The 20268-nt window shown below is 59.8% G+C and carries 11 protein-coding genes; 1 reads left to right on the forward strand and 10 read right to left on the reverse strand.

Annotation, left to right across the window (positions count from 1 at the left end; translation table 11 throughout):
* From QVG21_RS01845 to QVG21_RS01890, 10 genes are all read right to left on the reverse strand, one after another.
* On the reverse strand, window positions 1-1536 hold the full coding sequence (locus QVG21_RS01845; protein ID WP_287921590.1) for a RagB/SusD family nutrient uptake outer membrane protein: 1536 nt from the start codon (window positions 1534-1536) through the stop codon (window positions 1-3).
* A 21-nt stretch (window positions 1537-1557) separates the two neighbouring features.
* Complete coding sequence (locus QVG21_RS01850) at window positions 1558-4509, reverse strand: SusC/RagA family TonB-linked outer membrane protein (RefSeq protein WP_287921592.1); 2952 nt, start codon at window positions 4507-4509, stop codon at window positions 1558-1560.
* Between the two features lie 210 nt (window positions 4510-4719).
* Window positions 4720-4911: a 30S ribosomal protein S21 gene (gene rpsU, locus QVG21_RS01855; protein WP_251214832.1), complete on the reverse strand. Its 192-nt coding sequence runs from the start codon at window positions 4909-4911 to the stop codon at window positions 4720-4722.
* A gap of 181 nt (window positions 4912-5092) precedes the next feature.
* On the reverse strand, window positions 5093-6154 hold the full coding sequence (locus tag QVG21_RS01860) for a helix-hairpin-helix domain-containing protein (RefSeq protein WP_287921595.1): 1062 nt from the start codon (window positions 6152-6154) through the stop codon (window positions 5093-5095).
* Window positions 6155-6396: 242 nt separating this feature from the next.
* A complete protein-coding gene (locus QVG21_RS01865; RefSeq protein WP_287921598.1) occupies window positions 6397-8226 on the reverse strand; it encodes a BamA/TamA family outer membrane protein in 1830 nt (609 codons plus the stop codon).
* Window positions 8227-8450: 224 nt separating this feature from the next.
* Window positions 8451-8831, reverse strand: coding sequence for a TraR/DksA family transcriptional regulator (locus QVG21_RS01870; RefSeq protein ID WP_251214829.1), 381 nt, complete (start codon window positions 8829-8831; stop codon window positions 8451-8453).
* An 80-nt stretch (window positions 8832-8911) separates the two neighbouring features.
* Entirely contained in the window at window positions 8912-12307 is a 3396-nt protein-coding gene (gene ileS, locus QVG21_RS01875) for an isoleucine--tRNA ligase (RefSeq protein ID WP_287921602.1), read from the reverse strand.
* Between the two features lie 213 nt (window positions 12308-12520).
* On the reverse strand, window positions 12521-14350 hold the full coding sequence (locus QVG21_RS01880; protein ID WP_287921605.1) for an ABC transporter ATP-binding protein: 1830 nt from the start codon (window positions 14348-14350) through the stop codon (window positions 12521-12523).
* A 125-nt stretch (window positions 14351-14475) separates the two neighbouring features.
* Window positions 14476-14931, reverse strand: coding sequence for a ribonuclease HI (gene rnhA, locus QVG21_RS01885; RefSeq protein WP_287921608.1), 456 nt, complete (start codon window positions 14929-14931; stop codon window positions 14476-14478).
* Window positions 14932-15078: 147 nt separating this feature from the next.
* Window positions 15079-17709 carry a valine--tRNA ligase gene (locus QVG21_RS01890; RefSeq protein WP_287921611.1) on the reverse strand — a complete coding sequence of 877 codons (2631 nt, stop codon included), beginning with the start codon at window positions 17707-17709 and terminating at the stop codon, window positions 15079-15081.
* Between the two features lie 123 nt (window positions 17710-17832).
* Here QVG21_RS01890 and lon point away from each other — a divergent pair, with 123 nt between their 5' ends.
* The gene (lon, locus tag QVG21_RS01895; protein WP_287921613.1) at window positions 17833-20268 is read left to right on the forward strand and encodes an endopeptidase La; all 2436 of its coding nucleotides are present in this window, start codon (window positions 17833-17835) and stop codon (window positions 20266-20268) included.

Consider the following 20268-nt stretch of genomic DNA (forward strand, 5'->3'; position numbering starts at 1 on the left):
TTATTTGTTGCTTTCGTTGGGCAGGATTTCCGAGCCTGGGGCGTCCAGTTCGTGCTGCGGAATCGGCCAGACCATGCGCGGGTCGTCGCCCTCGATTTTCAGCGTGCTTCCTTCTTCCATCGCGTAGCTCTGTTTCTTGCGCTCGAAACCCATCTTCCAGCGTTTGAGGTCGTGCAGGCGGAATCCCTCCATGTAGAGTTCGCGCACCCGTTCGTTGGAGATTTGTTCTTTCCAGTTGGCCTGCGTGACGTTCAGCGTGCCGCCTGTCTGGTGGCGGCTCTGGCTCAGAGTCGTCAGGTCCTTGCTCGCCGCCGAGTAGTTGGGCGTCGGCAGGTTGCAGTAGGCTTCCGCACGAATCAGATATTGTTCTGCCAGCCGGAACGGTTTGGGCATGCAGCGGTGGAATATGTTGCTTTCCACGAACGTCCGGTTGCCGTAGTACTTCACCAGCACCGGTGAATTCATGCCGTTGTCATAGCCGATGACAATGCCGTTGCTCTTGTCGGCAAAGTAACTCGCATAGCGCAGGTCGTTTTGGCCGTAGGCGCTGAGTACCCATTGCGCCGGAGCGAAGTCCGGGTAGAAGTAGCGGTAGTCGCGGGTGAAGTTCAGAAACGCTGCACCCAGGTCGCCCGTCTTGTCGGTTACGAGAAGACCTATGCGGAAAATCACTTCGGGGCTTTGGTCGTAGAACCACATGTAGTCGAACCATGTCAAGCCGTCCGACGTGATGGCGGTTTTCGCATTGGCCAGCGTGAAGTTGTGTTCGTCGATAAGTTTCGACGAGTATTCGATGGCCGTCTCCCAGTCCTGCATGTAGAGGGCTACACGCGCATGGAGCGCTTGGGCCGCCGCAAGGGTGAAGTAGATCGAGTTGGCTTCGTTGTTCTTTTCTTCATCGGAGAGCAGGGCTTCGGCTTTCGCCAGGTCTTCCAGCACAAGCGCATACGAATCGTAGAGCGATGCACGGCGCACGGGTTCTTTCTCGAAGTATTTCGTGCGGAGTACCACTCCCAGTTCATTTTCGGCCGTCGCCGGGTCGTAGGCTTTGCAGAAGCATTTCAGCAGTTCCGAGTAGCAGAGCGCACGGATGGCGTACACTTCGCCCGTGTAGATGTCCAGTTCGTCGAGTTTCTCGTCGTCGGTTTCCTTGGCTTTCACCGCGTCGATGCGGTCCAGATAGAAGTTGCAGTCGCCGATGGTCGTGTAGAGCGAGCCGTAGACCGCTTCGATTTCGGAGTTGGTCGAGCGCACGGTCCACAGGTAGTGGTTGCCGTAGATGTTGCTGTTGCCTTCCACCGCATATACCAGGTCGCTCTGGATGTCCGGCAGCAGCGTCAGATAGCCCGTGTAGAGGGCCGCGCTCTTCAGACTGGAGTAGATGCCGACCACGTGCTGTTCGGCATCGTTGTAGTTCTGCATCCCGCCGTTTTCGGGTATCGACTGCCCCGGAAACTTGTCCAGGCAGGAGACCGCACCCATCAGCAGAGCGAACGCCGCGAAGCAGATTTTGATATGGTGTTCTATTCTTTTCATTATCTTGTTGTGGTCCGCTGTTTAGAAAGTTAGGTCGAGCCCGAACGTGAACTGGCGCGCCGCAGGGTATTGGGCGATGTAGATGTTCGACGGGCTTTCGGGGTCCAGACCCGAGAATTTCGTGAAAGTGAAAAGGTTCTGCGCCTGCGCATAGATTCTCACTCCGTTCAGTACGCGCGTCTTCTGTAGCAGGTTCTTCGGCAGCGAGTAGCTCAGCATCAGGTTCTTCAGTCGCAGGAACGACGCATCTTCCAGCAGGCGCGAGTCGAATTCGGTGTATACTCCGTGGCGCGGGATGTCGGTCACGTCGCCCGGTTTTTTCCAGCGTTCCAGCAGGCGGCGCGACTGGTTGTTCGACGCAAAGCGGCCGTTCGATTCGTTGAAGTAGCGGTCGTTGTTGATCATCCAGCGGTCGGCCACCCAGCTGAACTGGGCCGTCAGCGAGAGCCCTTTCCACGAGAGCGACGTGCCGAAGCCGCCTTCCCACGGGGCATACATGCTCTTGCCGATCATCACCTTGTCTTCGTCGCGCAGTTCGGTCGTCAGCGCGCCGTCTTTCGTGTACCACAGGGCGTCGCCGTTCGCAGGGTTCACACCCGCAAAGCGGTTGATGTAGAATTCGCCTACGTCGTGGCCCACCACCAGTTTCTTGCTCGTGTTGGCGAGTTCGTATTCCCGTACTCCGTTGTAGAGTTCCGTGATTTTGTTCTTCGTGTAAGAGACCGTCGCGTTGGCCGTCCACAGGAAGTCCTTGTGGGCAATCAGCGTTCCCGAGAGGGTAAGTTCCACACCTCGGTTCACCATGCCGCCTACGTTGTCCCAGCGGAATCCGTAGCCGTTGTCCGAGTACGACTGGGGTACTTCCATCAGCATGTCCGTGGTCTTCTTGTTGTAGAGTTCGAGGTCTACTTCCAGGCGGTTCCAGAATCCGAAGTGCAGACCCAGGTTCGTCGTCCAGGGTTTTTCCCACTTCAGTCCGTCGGTGCTTTGTTGGATGGGCGCTACGCCCGCATTGCCCGCGTAGTTCGCACCGCCGCCGATAAGGGCCAGATGTTCGTAGTTGGGTATGGCCGAGTTGCCCGAGGTTCCGGTCGAGAATTGGATTTGGGCGTTCGTCAGCCAGTGGCCCACGTTGTCCATGAAGCGTTCGTTGCGCATGTTCCACATGAAGCCCACCGACCAGAAGCGGCCCCAGCGGTTGTCCTTGCCGAAGCGCGACGAGGCGTCGGTACGGGCCGCCAGTTCGACCATGTAGCGGTTGTCATAGTTGTATTCCGCACGGGCGAAGAACGACAGGTAGCCGTAGTCGTCGTCCGTCATGTCGTTCCAGCTCGTCACTCGCGTCGCGTTGCTGATGTTGGTCAGTTTGTTGTTCGTCTGGCCTTTGGCTATCAGCGAGAAATCTTCGTAGTGGTAGTTGATTCCCTCGTGTCCCAGCAGGAAGTTGAACGAGTGTTTGTCGTTCAGCTTCAGTGCGTAGTTGATCGTGTTGGTGATTTGGAGGTTCAGTCCGTCGGTCGAGCTGCGCTGCGCCGTGCCGTCGTTCAGATTGGGCGAGTATTCGGGGTACGATACGCCGAATCCCGTCGTGTGGGAGTAGTCGATGCCGAATTGCGAGCGGACGGTCAGTCCTTCGATGATGGTCGCTTCGGCAAAGAGCGACGAGAATATTTTGTATTTCTTGAATGTCAGCGGGTTGTTCGCCGTCCATTCCAGCGGGTTCTGTCCCTGGCCTTTCCAGCTGCCGTCTTCGATGGAGGCCACCGAGCCGTCTTTGCGGTAGGGGTTCCAGTAGGGCATCATGAACTGCGCCGCCGAAATCGGCGTCACCAAGGTCATCACCCCGTCGTCGGCACGTTGTATTTCCTGGTAGTTCAGTGCCGTGTTGGTGCCGATTTTCAGCCACTTCGCCGCGCGCTGTTCTACGTTCGCACGTATCGAGTAGCGCTCGAATCCCGAGCCGATGGCCGTACCTTCCTGGTTGTAGTAGCCGCCCGAAACATAGTAGTTGGTCTTTTCCGTGGCGCCCGATACCGAGAGTTCGTAGTTCTGGAGCAGTGCCGCATCGTTGTAGACCGCATCCAGCCAGTTTATGTCGGTCTTGCTCAGCAGGTCGTAGTTCTTGCCCGCCGTCTGGCCGATTTCCTTTTCATAGCGGATGCGTTCCTCGGTGTTCATGATATTCCAGTTTTGCTGGTTTATCTGCGAGAAACCCAGTTGCATCCGGTAGTTGATGGTCGGATGGTCGGCCATGCGGCCGCGTTTGGTCGTGATGACGATTACGCCGTTCGCGGCGCGGGCGCCGTAGATCGAGGTCGACGAGGCGTCCTTGAGTACCGACAGCGATTCGATGTCGGCCGGATTGACCGTGTTGAAGTCGGCGCTCGAAATCGCTACGCCGTCAAGAATATAGAGCGGTGCCGTGCCCGAGTTTATCGAGTTCACGCCGCGGATTTTCATGATCGTCGATTCGCTCGGTTCGCCCGATACGGCCATCACCGACAGACCCGGTACCTGGCCTTGCAGCGCTTGGTCGAAAGCCGCCGTCGGCGTGTTTTCGATGTTCTCGGCCTTGATGGTCGCGACCGAGCCCGCTACCGTGCCTTTCTTGCGGACGCCGTAGGCGATCACCACCACGTCTTCAAGAGCCTGCGAATCGTTTTCCATCGCTACGTCGTAGCGGACGGCCGGGCTTCCGCCGGGTACCACGAATTCTACGTCCTTGTAGCCGATGTACTGGAACAGCAGTCGGGTTCCTGCGGGCACGGAAATGGTGTAGGTGCCGTCGATAAGCGTCGAGACGCCCGTCGTGGCTCCTGCGATCACGTTCACTCCGATCAGAGGCTGTTTGTCCTCGGCCGCAGTGACCGTGCCGCTCACCTGGATTTTACCCCCCCCCTGCGCGGCGGCCGTTACCGGGCCGAAGCACAGTGCAAGAGCAAGAACCGTGAGTAAAAGTTTGGTTTTTTGCATTAGTGCGATTCTTAGAACATAGTTAGGTTGCAAAGAAATGAAATATATTCGAGTTTTCCAAATATTCCGTCCGGGCTTTCGCTTTCAGTTTTCGCCCCGGGACATTCGTTGCCATATCATATTGTAAGGAATTTCTTTGGTTTCGGGACGTTTTCGTAACGAAAAAGGGACCCTTGCAAGGGTCCCTTTGCGTTGTTGCGCATGCGGTTTTTAGTCGTCGTCGCGGTCCATGTGGGCTACATAGACGGCGTGCATCATCGCCTCGCGCTTCTGTACCGACGGCTTGGTGAAATACTGGCGGCGGCGCAGTTCTTTCAGTACGCCCGTGCGTTCGTATTTGCGTTTGAATTTCTTCAGGGCGCGTTCGATGTTTTCGCCCTCTTTTACCTGCATGATAATCATGATATTCGTTTTTTTTAGTTCAATTTTTTTACCTTTTCTCGCCTCGGCATAGCCCGAATAAATTCGGCTCTGCTCTCGGTTTATCGAGAACTTTCGTTCTTTTGTTTTTTGCGGGTCTTCCCGCCGTGGGGTTCTTCGGGCCGGGGAATCTGCGTTCCTCCGCGTCCCTTTCGTCGGTCGTTTACTCGTCGTCGTCACCGCCGGGAGGCGCAAAACTCAGGTAGGGAGCCAGCCTCGCGGCTTCTCCGGGTTTGAGTCTGTTGTCTTCGTTAAATGCTTCCGGGGTGCTCCAACCTCCTTTCAACTGCCTTGTTTTGAGTATTCTCCGTAGCAGCTGCGGCGTCAGATAGGGATGCCGCTGCAACTCCGGAGCGGGCGCAAAGTTAATATGAATTTTCCGAATTCTGCAACTGTCGCAGCAAATTTGTGCCGAAATCTTTTCGTAGTTGCTCTCCGTCACGCCTTCCACTTCGGTCAGCTGTTCCGTCCGCCAGTAGCCGCCCAGGCGTTCGCGGTAGCGGACAATCCGGCCCGCGGTCTTTTCGCCGATGCCGTTTACCAGCAGCAGGGTCGCCGAATCCGCGTCGTTCAGCTCGATCGGATAGCGCGGGGCGGCCGGTTCGCGTTCGCTGAAAATGATGTAGGGTTCCAGCGCCGTCGCTACCGAATCGCTCACCGCATAGCATTTGCGCAGTTCCGCCATGTCGCAGATGGGGTGGGTGTCGCGCCACTTCACGAAGGTCCGGGCTTGTTGGCGCGTCAGCGCGCCGATGGCTTCCAGGTAGCGGGCGCTCACCGTGTCTATGCGGAATTGTTCCGGCGGCAGCGGTTCCGCCACCATCCGGCCCGGGCGGTATCCCTGCGGCGCAGTGGTGTAGCGGCGGGCTATGCGGATGTGGGGTTTCAGCACCCGGTAGAGCGAATCGTCGATTCCGTAGCATGCCGCCACGTCTTCCGGTATGCGGAATATCTTGTCATAGGAGCGGTAGCGGACCAGGCTCGCCGCTTCGGTTTGCGTCAGGCCCATTTCGCGCAGTTGTTCGTAGCTCACCGTGTTCGGGTCGAAAGGTTTCGGGCGCAGCGTGTCCCGCCGGGTTGCGTGGCGTTGGTTCGTTTCCGCTTCCCGTGCCGCGCCCGCGTCCGTTCTTGGGCGCGCAAGCAGAGCCACTCCCAGTGCCAGCAGGGCCAGCGGCAGGAATATCGCCACTCCTCGTATCTCCCTCTCCGTGAACAGCGGTTTCATTTCTCTTGATAAATTTTCGCGTCTTCTTTACAAAATTAGTGCGTTCGCGCCGTTCTGCAAAATTTTTTCCCGGTTCGTGGTTTATTTTCGTGTCGCCGTCCCGTAGGTCGGAATCGCGCAATATAGGGCGGTTGCAGCTCTCGCTGTTCGGGCACGACCTGCTGCGGAGGACGAACGGCGGTCATAAACAGCGCTATACGCAGGGACAGCAATCGACCGAGGTGCAGCGTATCGGCTGACACTTACTCGAATCCTACGATTTCGGGGCGGGTGGGGCGATAGCGGTATTGTTCCAGGCGGGTGGAATTCGACAGCCGGAAATATTCGCTGTCGGCAAGTCCGTTCTTGTTGAACGCAACGCCCAGCCGAATCTGTACGGTGCTGAAGATAAGCCGTTCGTTCTTGATGCGGATGCCGCCGCCGAGCGACGCGAAGAAGTCGTTCTTGAACGCGTTGGGCGAGTAGCCGATCAGCCCCAGGTCGGCGAATCCGAAAAAGGCGATGCGGAAACCCAGCGGCTGCCACGGGGTGAAGAGCACCGTTTCGGTGTTCAGCACCGCGCGGTTGGTGCCCAGAACCCGTTCCTTGAGCGCCTGTAAGCCGTTGCGGCGCGTGAAGCGGATGCTTTCGTCGTTGCCCGTGCCGCGGTTCCAGCCGTGGGTGTAGTTGAGCATCAGGAATTGGCGCAGGCGGCTGCGTCCGGCGATGAACAGGTGGGAGAACCACCGCAGGTCGATGTCGACGGCGCTGTGGTTCCATTTGCCGGTGAGGGGTTCGATGTAGCTGCCCAGGGTGAGGCCGCCCATGATGTAGCCCGCTCGCCGGAATCCGCCGGTGCGGTAGCTCAGACCGAGGTAGACTTCGTCGTTGAATTCGCCCCACGAGTAGCCGCTGACGATTTCGGCCTTGTAGCCCGTCGCCAGATACTCGTCCGAGCCGAATCCGTATATCATGTTGGCCGTGAGGAATTTTTCGCGGTAGATGCCCGCTCCGAAAAGCGCCGCGTCGTGGCCGTGCAGCGACGGGTGATGGTTGGCGGTCACGTCGTTCGGGCGCAGGAGGAAACGGCGGTGGTTGTAGCGGCCCGTGAGGTATACGCTTGACGAGACCGAGGGCAGGAAGTGCGAGTAGCCGCCCCACGCATCGAAATTGCGGGCGCGTACCAGCAGCGACGTGTCCTGTTCGATCATGTATTCCTTGAACTTCAGATTGTTGTAGCTCACGCCCGCTTCGTAGTCCGTGGGCCGCAGAAATTCCTTGCACAGCTTCGCATCGAGGGTCGAGTTGTAGAATGCGCGCCCTGCGGCGAATTCCGCCGTGAAGAACGTTCCCAGCACGTTGGGAATTTCGTACTCCACTTCGTTGCCGCCGTAGGAGAAGTCGCGGCGGCTGAAGTTGGTCTTGACCTTGAGCATGTTGCCCGTGCCGAGAATGTTGGCGTCTTCGAGCGCCACCATCGTGCGGCCCTCCGAATAGGCGCCGCCGTCGACAGTGATCGTCCAGCTGTCGCGGGTGCGGATAAGCAGGTCGACACGCGTGGTGTCGAGCGTGTCGGGGCGCACGGCGATTTCTACGCCCGAGATGTAGCGGCGCGAGCGCAGCAGTTGTTTAGTCCGGACGATAAGTTGCGGGTCGAACGTGTTGCCCGATTTGAAAAGCAGGTCGCGGCGCACGACGCGTTCTTCGGTCAGGGCGTGGAGCTTGTTGCCGGTGCGCCGGAGCCAGTTGCCGTCGGAGCGGAACACCTGCTGCCGTTCGACGTGGATATCGCCGATGGTTTTGCCCGCGTAGGCGGCCAGCGCGCGGTTTTCGTCGAGCACGCGGCCGTTTTGCGCCGTGTCGGTGCGCGGCCGCACGAAGAACCAGCCGTAAAGCAGACGTGGCACGGCGCGGCGGCTCGATTTCACGCGGATGCTGTCATAGAGGCGTTGGTTGCGCTGTTCGCTGATTTTCGACAGGCTGTCGCGTGGGATGCGGTCGGGGTGGTACGTGCCGGGCCATGCGGCTGTCGCCCGGGTGAGGGGCAGCACTGCCGCAAGCACGAACAACAAGATGCACAGCCGGCCGGACATGGGTCGAAAAATGGTATAATATTCCGCGAATATAACGATTTTTTCCTTGAAAATCGTATGCCAAGCCGCGCCGGACGGGGTTTCAAAGGCTGCCGAAGAGTTGATAGCGGGCATACCGGCGGTACCAAGAAGAGCCCGACGTAACAAAAAAAGCCGCGCAAAAGCGCGGCAAATATGGACCAGAGTTCCCGACCAAGGAATTTCCTAAGACAGGGGCCTGCGGCTCAGCGGCGGCTTTCCTTGGCCTCGATACACTCGGTGGCGTGGGGAACTTTCATCAGCCGTTCCTTGGGAATCAGTTTCCCGGTGGTCTTGCAGATGCCGTAGGTCTTGTTCTCGATGCGGACCAAGGCCATTTCGAGGTTGCGGATGAACTTCATCTGGTGGGTGGCCAGCCGTCCGTTCTCCTCCTTGGAGAGGGTGGCGGCGCCTTCTTCGAGCACCTTGTAGGTGGGCGAAGTGTCTTCCGTGTCGTTGTCGGCCGTGTGGGTGATGGTGGCGCGCAGAAGCTCGTAGTCGGCCCGTGCGTTTTCCAACTTCTTGAGGATTACCTGTTTGAACTCCTCCAATTCGGCGTCGCTGTATCTGCTTCTTTCGTCTGCCATGGCTTTTCGCGTTAGGTTTAGTGTAAAATTAAGCATTATATTCCGATAATGCAAGCATTTCGCACCGAAACTGCATCCGCCTACACTCGGGTCACGGCGATGCGCAGGGGCTGTTCGTCGATTTCGGCATCGGCGACAACGGCTCCTGCGGGTTCGGCGGCGGTGCGGACCTCCACGGCCAGCGTCTGCGAGGCGATGTAACCCGCGTGCCGGGCCACGGCGTCGGCCACCAACTCGCAGTCGGCGATTTCGACCCGGATGCGGTCGGTGACCTCGAATCCCGAATCCTTGCGGATATTCTGGATGCGGTTTATCAACTCGCGTGCCACGCCCTCGGCGCGCAGGTCGTCGGTGAGCGTGATGTCGAGCGCCACGGTCAGCTTGCCTTCGGACGCTACGAGCCACCCGGGCATGTCCTCCGACGAAATCTCGAAGTCGGCCGCGGTGACGCTGATGCGTTCGCCGCCCATGTCGAGCACCGTTTCGGGCGAGGTCTCGATGGCGGCGATCTGTTCCTGCGTGAATTCCGCGGTCATGGCGGCAATCTGTTTCATGTACTTGCCGTAGCGGGGCCCGAGGGTCTTGAAATTGGGTTTGATACGCTTGGTGATGACGCCGGCGGTGTTTTGGATAAGTTCGATTTCCTTGACGTTGACTTCGCCCATGACCAGTTCGCGGACCGCTTCGATATGGGCGGCCATGGCGGGGTCGAGGACGGGAACGACGATTTTTTGCAGCGGCTGGCGCACCTTGATGGAGACCTTGCGGCGCAGTGCCAGGACCATCGACGAGAGTTGCTGGGCCAGTGCCATCATCTCCTCCAGCCCGGTGTCGATGTCGGCGGGGCTGGCTTTGGGGAATGCCGCGAGGTGGACCGATTCGTCGCTGTGGCGGCCGCTGACGGCGTTCAGGTCGCAGAAAATCCGGTCGGCGATGAACGGTGCGAACGGTGCGGCGAGCAAGGCCACGGTTTCCAGGCAGGTGTAGAGCGTCTGGTAGGCGGCCAGTTTGTTGGCGGTCATTTCACCGCCCCAGAAACGTTTGCGGTTCAGCCGCACGTACCAGTTGGAGAGGTTCTCGCAGACGAACTCCTGGATGGCGCGTGCTGCCGGCGTCGGGTCGTAGTCCTCCAGGCAGCGGGTGACGTCGGCGACAAGCGTGTTCAGGAGCGAAATGATCCAGCGGTCGATTTCGGGCCGTTTCTCGACGGGTATCGTCTCTTCGCGGCCGGTGAAGCCGTCAACGTTGGCATAGAGGGCGAAGAACGAATAGGTGTTGTAGAGCGTGCCGAAGAACTTGCGGCGCACTTCGTCCACCCCCTCGCGGTCGAACTTGAGGTTGTCCCACGGCTGCGAGTTGGAAATCATGTACCAGCGCGTGGCGTCGGCGCCGTAGGTGTCGAGAATCTCGAATGGGTCGACGGCGTTGCCCAGTCGCTTGGACATCTTGTTGCCGTTCTTGTCGAGTACCAGCCCGTTGGAGATGATGTTCTTGAACGCAACCGAATCGAAGAGCATCGAAGCGATGGCGTGCAGCGTGAAGAACCAGCCGCGCGTCTGGTCGACTCCCTCGGCGATGAAGTCGGCGGGGTAGACCTGGCCGAATTCTTCCTTGTGCTCGAACGGGTAGTGGACCTGCGCATAGGGCATCGCGCCCGAATCGAACCACACGTCGATGAGGTCGGGTTCGCGGTACATGGGCCGTCCGTCGGGCGCGACAAGTACGATTTGGTCGACGTAGGGACGGTGGAGGTCGATGTTGGCCGTCGAATAGTTCTCGGCCGACATGTCGCCGACCTTGAAATTCTTGTAGGGGTTTTCCTGCATCAGCCCTGCGGCGATGGACTTGTCGATTTCGGCCATCAGTTCGGCGACCGAACCGATGCACTTCAGTTCGGCGTGGTCCTCCGTGGCCCATACGGGCAGCGGCGTGCCCCAGAAGCGCGAGCGCGACAGGTTCCAGTCGACCAGCCCTTCGAGCCACTTGCCGAAACGCCCCGACCCGGTGGATTCGGGACGCCAGCGGATGGTCTTGTTCAGTTCGATCATCCGGTCGCGCAGGGCCGTGGTGCGGATGAACCACGAGTCGAGCGGGTAGTAAAGCACGGGTTTGTCGGTACGCCAGCAGTGGGGGTAGGAGTGGGTGTGCTTCTCGATTTTGAAGACCTTGTTTTCGGCCTTGAGCATGACGGAAAGGTCGATGTCGAGGGTCGAATCGGCGTCGGTGAGTTTGTCGTCGTAAGCGTTCTTGACATAGCGGCCGGCATATTCGGTGTAGTGCTTCCGGTCGACGTGCGTGCGGACGAATTCGGGGTCGAGGTCTTCGAGGAGGAAGAAGCGGCCCTGCCTGTCGACCATCGGCTGGTTCTTGCCGGCCTTGTCGACCATGAACAGCGGCGGAATGTCAGCGGCGCGGGCCACGCGTGCGTCGTCGGCACCGAACGTGGGGGCGATGTGTACGATGCCCGTACCGTCGGAGGTGGTGACGTAGTCGCCCGCGATGACGCGGAACGCATCGCCGTCGGGGCGGACCCATGGAATCAGCTGTTCGTAGCGGATGCCGACGAGTTCGTCGCCGCGCCAGCTCTGTCCGGTGACTTCGTAGGTGCCTTCCATCTTCTTGGTGAAGTAGGCGGGAACGAGGTCGCGGGCGAGAATGACGGCTTGCTGCGTCTCGGTATAGGGGTTGGTGCACAGCACCTTGACGTATTCGACCGACGGACCGACGGCAAGCGCGGTGTTGGAGGGCAGGGTCCACGGAGTGGTGGTCCAGGCCAGGAAGTAGAGCGGGCAGTCGTCGTTGCCGAAGAGTTTTTCGCTCAGTTTGTCGCGGACGACGGCGAACTGGGCCGTGCAGGTCGTGTCCTTGACGTCGCGGTAGCACCCGGGCTGGTTCAGTTCGTGGGTCGAAAGCCCGGTGCCTGCTGCGGGCGAATAGGGCTGAATGGTGTAGCCCTTGTAAAGCAGCCCTTTGTCGAACAGCTGTTTGAGAAGCCACCAAAGGGTTTCGATGTACTTGTTGTCGTAGGTGATGTAGGGGTGGTCCATGTTGACCCAGTAGCCCATCTTGCGGGTGAGGTTCTCCCACACGCCCGTGAACTCCATGACGGCTTCGCGGCAAGTGCGGTTGTATTCCTCGATGGAAATCTTGCGCCCGATGTCTTCCTTGGTGATGCCTAATTTCTTTTCGACGCCCAGTTCGACGGGAAGTCCGTGGGTGTCCCACCCGGCCTTGCGGTGGACGAGGTAGCCCTGCTGCGTCTTGTAGCGGCAGAATACGTCCTTGATCGTGCGGGCCATGACGTGGTGGATGCCCGGCAGGCCGTTGGCCGACGGGGGACCTTCGTAGAAGACGAACGTAGGATGTCCCTCGCGCGTGGAGATGCTTTTGTGGAATGTGTCGCGGGCGTCCCATTCGCCCAGGACCTCGGCGGCCAGCCCTGCCAGGTCGAGACCCTTGTACTCCTTGAACTTCATATCGCGTGTTGCTGTTTTGCTCGAAAATGCAAAGATAGGAAAAGGAATTCAGAATTCACAATGCACAATTCACAATTTCTTGTCGGAGCGGGCGATAGATTCGCGTTCTTTTCGGATGACAAACGTTTCGCAAGCATCGCAAAAGTCGGTACAAAAAAAGGAGAGCATGACCCTCCTTGAATAATTGTGAATTCTGAATTGTGCATTGTGAATTTACTCGAACGACTGCATTTCGATAAGTTTCGCGTAGATGCCGCCCTTGGCCATCAGTTCGGCATGGGTGCCTTGTTCGGCGACACGCCCGTGGTCGATGACAACGATGCGGTCGGCGTTGTGAATGGTCGAAAGCCGATGGGCGATGACGATGGAGGTGCGCCCGACGAGCAGTTTGTTGAGGGCTTCCTGCACGAGCTTTTCGCTCTCGGTGTCGAGGGCCGAAGTCGCTTCGTCGAGGATGAGGATGTCGGGGTTTTTCAGCACGGCGCGGGCAATGGAGAGCCGTTGGCGCTGTCCGCCGGAGAGTTTGGCGCCGCGGTCGCCGATGTTGGTCGCGTAGCCCTCGGGGGCTTCGAGGATGAAGTCGTCGGCGTTGGCGATGCGGGCCGCTTCGACGATTTCTTCGTGCGTGGCGCCGGGGCGTCCCATGGCGATGTTGCCCTCGATGGTGTCGTTGAACAGGACCGTGTCCTGCGAAACGACGCTCATGTGGGCCCGGAGGCTCTCCTGCGAGTAGTCGCGCAGCGATACGCCGTCGATCAGCACGTCGCCTGCCGTGGGGTCGTAGAAGCGGGGAATCAGTTCGCTGAGGGTCGATTTGCCGCCGCCCGAGGGACCCACCAGCGCGACGGTCTCGCCGCGCCGGATCTCGAACGACACGCCGTCGATGACCTCGCGGCTGCCGTCGTAGGAGAAATGGGTGTCGCGGAATTCGATTTTCTCTTTCAGACCGCTGAGCGTGAGGGCTTCGGGCTTGTCTTCGATTTCGCTGCGGGTGTCGATGATGGAGAAGATGCGTTCGCCTGCGGCGATACCCTGGTTGATGTTGGCGAACTGGTCGATGAAGGTGCGGACCGGACGCGTAATCTGCGAGAACATGGCGATGAAGGCGATGAATCCGCCGGGGTTGAGCGAGCCCCGCACGACGAGTGCGCCGCCGAACACAAGCATGATGCCGACGGCCGTGATGCCGAGAAATTCGCTCATAGGCGAAGCCAGTTGCTGGCGCCGCGCCATCGACAGCGTGATGCGCGAGAGGTCGGCATTGAGTTCGTAGAACTTGCGTTTGACGTAGCCGGTGGCGTTGTAGCTCTTGATGACCTTGATGCCTGCGAGCGATTCGTCGAGGGCCGAGACCAGTTCGCCCATGCGTTGTTGGTTCGTGAGCGCGGGGTGGCGCAGCCGCTTGACGATGCTGCCTATCAGCAGGGCGACGATGGGGAGGTAGAAAAGCGAAAAAAGCGACAGCTCCCACGAAATGCCGACCATCATGATGAGGTAGAAGATGATAAGGAACGGTTCGCGGAACGCCACCTGCAAGGTGTTGGTTATGCAGAACTGCACGACGTTGACGTCGGAGGTGATTTTGGAAATGATGTCGCCCTTGCGCTGGTCGCTGAAGTAGGCGGCGTGCATGTCGACCACGCGCGTGAACATCTCGTTGCGGATGCGTTGGAGGGTCGTGGTGCGGAGTTTCTCGACGGTCCATGCGCCCAGGTAGCGGAACAGGTTGCTCAGCAGGCTCGACACAATGGCGATGGCGGCCAGCAGAATCAGCACGTTCTCGATGCGGTATTCGTTGAAAATGTGTGAATAGCCGTAGTTGAACAGGGTTTCGAGGTAGGCCGCGTCGAAGGTCAGGGGCGGCAGCTTCTCCACGGTCCGGAACGTGAAGTCGGGCCGGAACATGGTGTTGAGGATGGGTATGATGAGCAGGAACGTGCAGGAATTGAACAGCGCGTAAAGCAGCGAGTAGAAGAAGTAGGGGACGGCATAGCGCCCGATGGGCCGGGCGAAACCCAGGAGCCGGAGGTATGTTTTGAACATGCAGACGAATGTTTAAGCCGACGCGAAGGTACGAAAAGCCAAGCGCAAAAGCAAATGCCGCGTTCGGGCCGCAATGGAGGGTCCGGCGCCGGGTACGGAATCCGTGGAATTATCGCTTCGGTTTGTTATTCGGGCTGATAGCCCGCGTCGTCGGGCAGATCGGTGCCGTTGGCGGCGGCGACGGCCAGCATGTCGCAGCGGTTGTTCTCGGCCGTCTCGGCGTGGCCCTTGACCCAGACGAAACGGACGCGGTGGCGGCGGAAGACGCGCAGGAACCGCATCCAGAGGTCGGGGTTCTTCTTGTTGGCGAACCCTTTCTTCTCCCACCCGAAGACCCAGCCTTTCGCGACGGCGTCGACCACATAGCGCGAGTCGGAGAAGACGGTGACTTCGGACCCCGGGAATTTGAGGGCCTCGAGGGCGACGCACACGGCCAGCAGTTCCATGCGGTTGTTGGTCGTGAGCCGGAACCCCTGCGACATCTCCTTGCGGTGGGGCCCCGAAATCATGACGACGCCATAGCCTCCCGGCCCGGGATTGCCGAGCGACGAGCCGTCGGTATATATTGTAATTGTCGGCACAATTCCAATCAATGAAAAATTAAGAATGAAGAATTAAAAATCGTTTCTTCGATGCGTTTGTTTCCTTTACTCGCTGCATGGGCGGAGCTTGCAGGCAGTCTCTGCTTTCGCTTAATCGCAAAATTCTTAATTTTTCATTTTTAATTCTTAATTGCCCAAGGCTTTCAGTTGTTCCTTGATAGCCGCGATCTTCGCTTCGGCGTCGGCCTGCTTGGCGCGTTCGTTGGCAACGACCTTTTCGGGCGCGGAGCTGACGAACCGTTCGTTGGAGAGCTTTTTCATCACCGACGCAAGGAATCCTTCGTAGTAGGCCAGGTCGTCGGTGAGTTTCTTGCGTTCGGCGTCGGTGTCGATCATTCCGGCCAGCGGTACGAAGTACTGCGTCGTCTTGACGATGAACGCCGCCGCGGCCGGGTCTTTCCCGGCAACGGTTTCGATGGCCGAAAGGTTGGCCATCTTCATCAGCACGGGGGCATATTCGGCCGGGTAGTTGTCGTCGGCGATGACTTGCAGCGTCAGTTGTTCTTTCTGCGGCAGGTTCTTCTGATTGCGGATGTTGCGCACGGCCGAGACGATTTCGCGGACCAGCTCGAAGCGGGCCAGCAGGGCGCTGTCGGCGGCTTCGGCTTCGGGCATCGGAGCCACGCAGATGGATTCGCCCTCGGCACGGGGCGCGAGGTCCTGCCATATCTCCTCCGTGATGAACGGCATGTAGGGGTGGAGCATCCGCATCAGGGCGTCGAAGAACCCGCGCGTCTCGTCCAGCGTGCGGCGGTCGACGGGCTGTCCGAACGCGGGCTTGACCATTTCGAGGTACTGGGCGCTGAAGTCGTCCCAGAAAAGGCGGTAAACCGTGGTGCAGGCTTCCGAAATGCGGTACGAGCGGAAGTCGTCGGCCACTTCGCGGAGCGTGCGGCCGAGCACCTGCCGGAACCATTGGGCGGCAAGGCGGTTGTTCTCGCTCTGCGGGGCAGTTTCGTCGGCCGTCCAGCCGTTGACCAGGCGGTAGGCGTTCCATATCTTGTTGCCGAAGTTGCGGCCCTGTTCGCAGAGCGCTTCGTCGAACATCACGTCGTTGCCCGCCGACGAGGACATCAGCATCGCCAGCCGCACGCCGTCGGCGCCGTATTTGTCGATCAGGTCGAGCGGGTCGGGCGAGTTGCCCAGCTGTTTGGACATCTTGCGGCCGATTTTGTCGCGCACGATGCCCGTGAAGTAGACGTTGGCGAACGGTTTGTCGCCGCGGTATTCGTAGCCCGCCATAATCATGCGGGCCACCCAGAAGAAGATGATGTCGGGGCCCGTCACCAGATCGTCGGTGGGGTAGTAGTAGCGGATTTCGTCGTTGTCGGGGTTGCGGATGCCGTCGAACACCGAGATCGGCCACAGCCACGACGAGAACCACGTGTCCAGCACGTCGTCGTCCTGCCGCAGGTCGCTGAGTTGCAGCGACGCGTCGCCCGACTTGGCGCGCGCCTTTTCGAGCGCTTCTTCGGGCGTGAGCGCCACGACGAAACCGCCCTTGGGCAGGTAGTAGGCCGGGATGCGCTGGCCCCACCACAGCTGGCGCGAGATGCACCAGTCCTTGATGTTCTCCATCCAGTGGCGGTAGGTGTTCTTGTATTTCTCGGGCACGAAGCGGATCGTGTCCTCCATGACGGCCCGCGTGGCGGGCTCGGCGAGCTCCTGCATCGAGAGGAACCACTGCATCGAGAGCTTGGGCTCGATCGCCACGCCCGTGCGCTCGGAGTAGCCCACGTTGTTGGTGTACTCCTCGGTCTTCTCCAGAAGGCCGGCGGCCGCCAGGTCGCCCTCGATGCGGCGGCGCACGTCGAAGCGGTCCTCGCCCACGTACATGCCCACCTTGTCGTTGATCGTGCCGTCGTCGTTGAAGATGTCGATGGTCTCCAGGCCGTACTTTTCGCCCAGCATGTAGTCGTTCACGTCGTGGGCCGGGGTCACCTTCAGGGCGCCCGTGCCGAACTCGATGTCGACGTAGGTGTCGCGGATGACCGGGATCGAGCGGCCCACGAGCGGCACGATGACGCGCGCGTCGGCCGGCAGATCGGCGTAGCGCGGGTCCTCGGGGTTGACGCAGAGCGCCGTGTCGCCCAGGATCGTCTCGGGGCGCGTCGTGGCCACGATGATGTGCTTCTCGGTGCCCTCGACCTTGTAGCGCAGGTAGTAGAGCTTGCCGTGCGACTCCTTGAAGATCACCTCCTCGTCCGAGAGGGCGGTCTGAGCCGCGGGGTCCCAGTTGACCATCCTCACGCCGCGGTAGATCTTGCCCTTGTCGTAGAGGTCGCAGAAGACGCGCAGCACGCTCTCGGTGCGCGCCTCGTCCATGGTGAAGCAGGTGCGCTCCCAGTCGCACGAGGCGCCCAGCTTGCGCAGCTGGCGGAGGATCACGCCGCCGTACTGCTCCTTCCACTCCCAGGCGTAGCGGAGGAACTCCTCGCGCGTGAGCTGCGACTTCTCGATGCCCCGCTCGCGGAGCATGGCCACCACCTTGGCCTCCGTGGCGATCGACGCGTGGTCCATGCCCGGCACCCAGCAGGCGTTGCGGCCCGACATGCGGGCGCGGCGCACCAGCACGTCCTGCAGCGTGTTGTTGAGCATGTGGCCCATGTGGAGCATGCCCGTGACGTTGGGCGGGGGGATGACAATCGTATAGGGTTCGCGGGCATCGGGCTCCGAGTGGAATAGCCGGCGGGCGGTCCAGTAGTCGTACCATTTGGCCTCGATTTGCTGCGGGGCGTATTTGTCTGCGATTTGCATGATGCGGATATTTGACAGTGTTATCGGGAAGCGCAAAGTTATTAAGAATCCGTTAAAATGAAATAAATATTCGTAAAAAATCGTTACCTTTGCACCGATATACACATACGAAACAACGGAATCATGGACGAAAAAGATAAGAACCTGACGGGCGAGGCGGACGATGCCGGCCTCTTTCCCGAAATTTTCGACGGCAAGCACAAGGTCATCCCCATTGTGACAGGCGGCGACGAGCCGCAGGAGGAAACCGAAGTTCCGGAGGTCATTCCGATTCTGACGCTGCGTTCGTCGGTGCTCTTTCCGGGGGCCATCACGCCCATTACGGTGGGCCGCGACAAGAGCATATCGCTCGTGCGGGCGGTCAACGCCGAGGGCGGTATCCTGGGCGCCGTGCTTCAGCGCGAGAGCGAGGTGGAGGACCCTTCGCCCTCGGACATGTACAAGGTCGGTACGGCGGCGCGCATCATCAAGATACTCGAGATGCCCAACGGCAATCTGACCGTGATACTGAACGGGTTGGAGAAGATCGAAATCTGCGAGTACGTGGCCACCGAGCCTTATTTCAAGGCCCGGGTGACGGCCCTGCGCGACACTCCGCCCGACATGACGACCATCGAGTTCGAGGCGTTGGTCGATTCGATTCGCGACGTGGCGCTCAACATCATCAATGTCTCGCCGACGATGCCCAAGGAGGCGGCGTTCGCCATCAAGAACATCGACTCGCGCCGCGGCATCATCAACTTCATCTGCTCCAACATGGAGCTCACCGACGAAGACCGCCAGTCGTTGCTCGAAGCTCCCGGCCTGTTGGCCCGGGCCCGCAAGCTGCTCGAAATCCTCATCCGCGAGCAGCAGCTCGTCGACCTGAAGAACCAGATTCAGGAGCGTGTGAAGCAGGAGATCGACAAGCAGCAGCGCGACTATTATCTCCAGCAGCAGATGCGCACCATCCAGGACGAGCTGGGCGACGGTTCGGACGCCGATGTGGACAAGATGCGCGAAACGGCCAAGAAGAAGAACTGGCCCCGCGAAGTGGCCGAGACCTTCGAGAAGGAGTTGCAGAAAATCGAGCGGTTGAGCCCCTCGGTCGCCGAATACTCGGTCCAGATGAATTATCTGCAGCTGTTGCTGGAGTTGCCGTGGAACACCCTCACCTCCGACAACCTCGACATGCGGTGCGCCCGCGAGCAGCTCGACCACGACCATTTCGGGCTCGACGAAGTCAAGGAGCGCATCCTGGAACACCTGGCTGTCATCAAACTCAAGGGCGACCTCAAGTCGCCGATACTCTGTCTGTACGGCCCTCCGGGTGTGGGCAAGACCTCGTTGGGCAAGTCGGTGGCCGCCGCCTTGGACCGCAAGTTCGGCCGCATTTCGCTGGGAGGTCTGCACGACGAGTCGGAAATCCGCGGACACCGCCGCACCTACATCGGCGCGATGCCGGGCCGGATTATCCAGACCATCCGTCGTTGCGGTTCGTCGAATCCCGTCATTATCCTCGACGAGGTCGACAAGGTGACGGCCTCGAACCACGGCGACCCGTCGAGCGCCTTGCTGGAAGTGCTCGACCCCGAGCAGAACACCACGTTCCATGACAACTACCTCGACATGGAGTACGACCTCTCGAAAGTGTTGTTCATCGCCACGGCCAACAACATCGCCAACATCGCCCCGGCGCTGCGCGACCGCATGGAGATGATCAACATCCCGGGCTATCTGCCCGAGGAGAAGGTCCGCATCGCGCTCGAACACCTGCTGCCCAAGCAGTGCGAAGCGCACGGAATCCGCGAGCAGGAGTTGATACTGAGCCCCGAGCTGGTGGAGAAAATCATCACGGGCTACACGCGCGAAGCGGGCGTCCGCACGCTCGACAAACAGCTGGCCAAGATTGCCCGTGCGCGGGCCAAGCAGATTGCTTTCGAGGAGGCGTTCGCACCTCAGCTCACGGAAGCCGATGTCGAGAAGATGCTGGGCATCCCGAAGTTCCTGCGCGAGGAGTACGACGTCAGCGGGCTGACAGGCGTGGTGACAGGACTGGCGTGGACCGAAGTGGGCGGCGACATCCTCTATATCGAGTCGTGCCTGACGCCCGGCAAGGGCAAGGTGAGCCTGACGGGCAACCTGGGCGACGTGATGAAGGAATCGGCGACCATCGCCCACGAGTGGGTCATGGCCCATTATAAGGAGCTGGGCATCGACCCGGCCGTCTTCGAGAAGAACGACATCAACATCCACGTGCCCGAGGGTGCCATCCCCAAGGACGGACCTTCGGCGGGTATCACGATGGTCACCTCCATCGTCTCGACCTACACGGGCCGCAAGGTCCGCGAGCGGGTGGCGATGACGGGCGAGACGACGCTCCGCGGTCGGGTAATGCCCGTGGGCGGTATCAAGGAGAAGATTCTGGCCGCCAAGCGCGCCGGTATCGAAACGCTGATTCTCTCGGAGGAAAACCGCAAGGAAATCGCCGACATCAAGCCCGAGTACATCGAGGGGCTGACGTTCCACTATATCCGCAGCAACGACGAGGTGCTGGACCTGGCGCTGGAACCAAGGTGA

This window comes from Alistipes sp. UBA6068, from assembly GCF_949428155.1.
In the GTDB taxonomy this organism is placed as follows: domain Bacteria; phylum Bacteroidota; class Bacteroidia; order Bacteroidales; family Rikenellaceae; genus Alistipes; species Alistipes muris.

What these genes read in the sequence shown, in the direction of transcription:
- QVG21_RS01845 (WP_287921590.1), bottom strand. Translation starts at nt 1,536, where the DNA reads ATGAAAAGAATAGAACACCATATCAAAATCTGCTTCGCGGCGTTCGCT.
- QVG21_RS01850 (WP_287921592.1), bottom strand. Translation starts at nt 4,509, where the DNA reads ATGCAAAAAACCAAACTTTTACTCACGGTTCTTGCTCTTGCACTGTGC.
- rpsU (WP_251214832.1), bottom strand. Translation starts at nt 4,911, where the DNA reads ATGATTATCATGCAGGTAAAAGAGGGCGAAAACATCGAACGCGCCCTG.
- QVG21_RS01860 (WP_287921595.1), bottom strand. Translation starts at nt 6,154, where the DNA reads ATGAAACCGCTGTTCACGGAGAGGGAGATACGAGGAGTGGCGATATTC.
- QVG21_RS01865 (WP_287921598.1), bottom strand. Translation starts at nt 8,226, where the DNA reads ATGTCCGGCCGGCTGTGCATCTTGTTGTTCGTGCTTGCGGCAGTGCTG.
- QVG21_RS01870 (WP_251214829.1), bottom strand. Translation starts at nt 8,831, where the DNA reads ATGGCAGACGAAAGAAGCAGATACAGCGACGCCGAATTGGAGGAGTTC.
- ileS (WP_287921602.1), bottom strand. Translation starts at nt 12,307, where the DNA reads ATGAAGTTCAAGGAGTACAAGGGTCTCGACCTGGCAGGGCTGGCCGCC.
- QVG21_RS01880 (WP_287921605.1), bottom strand. Translation starts at nt 14,350, where the DNA reads ATGTTCAAAACATACCTCCGGCTCCTGGGTTTCGCCCGGCCCATCGGG.
- QVG21_RS01890 (WP_287921611.1), bottom strand. Translation starts at nt 17,709, where the DNA reads ATGCAAATCGCAGACAAATACGCCCCGCAGCAAATCGAGGCCAAATGG.
- lon (WP_287921613.1), top strand. Translation starts at nt 17,833, where the DNA reads ATGGACGAAAAAGATAAGAACCTGACGGGCGAGGCGGACGATGCCGGC.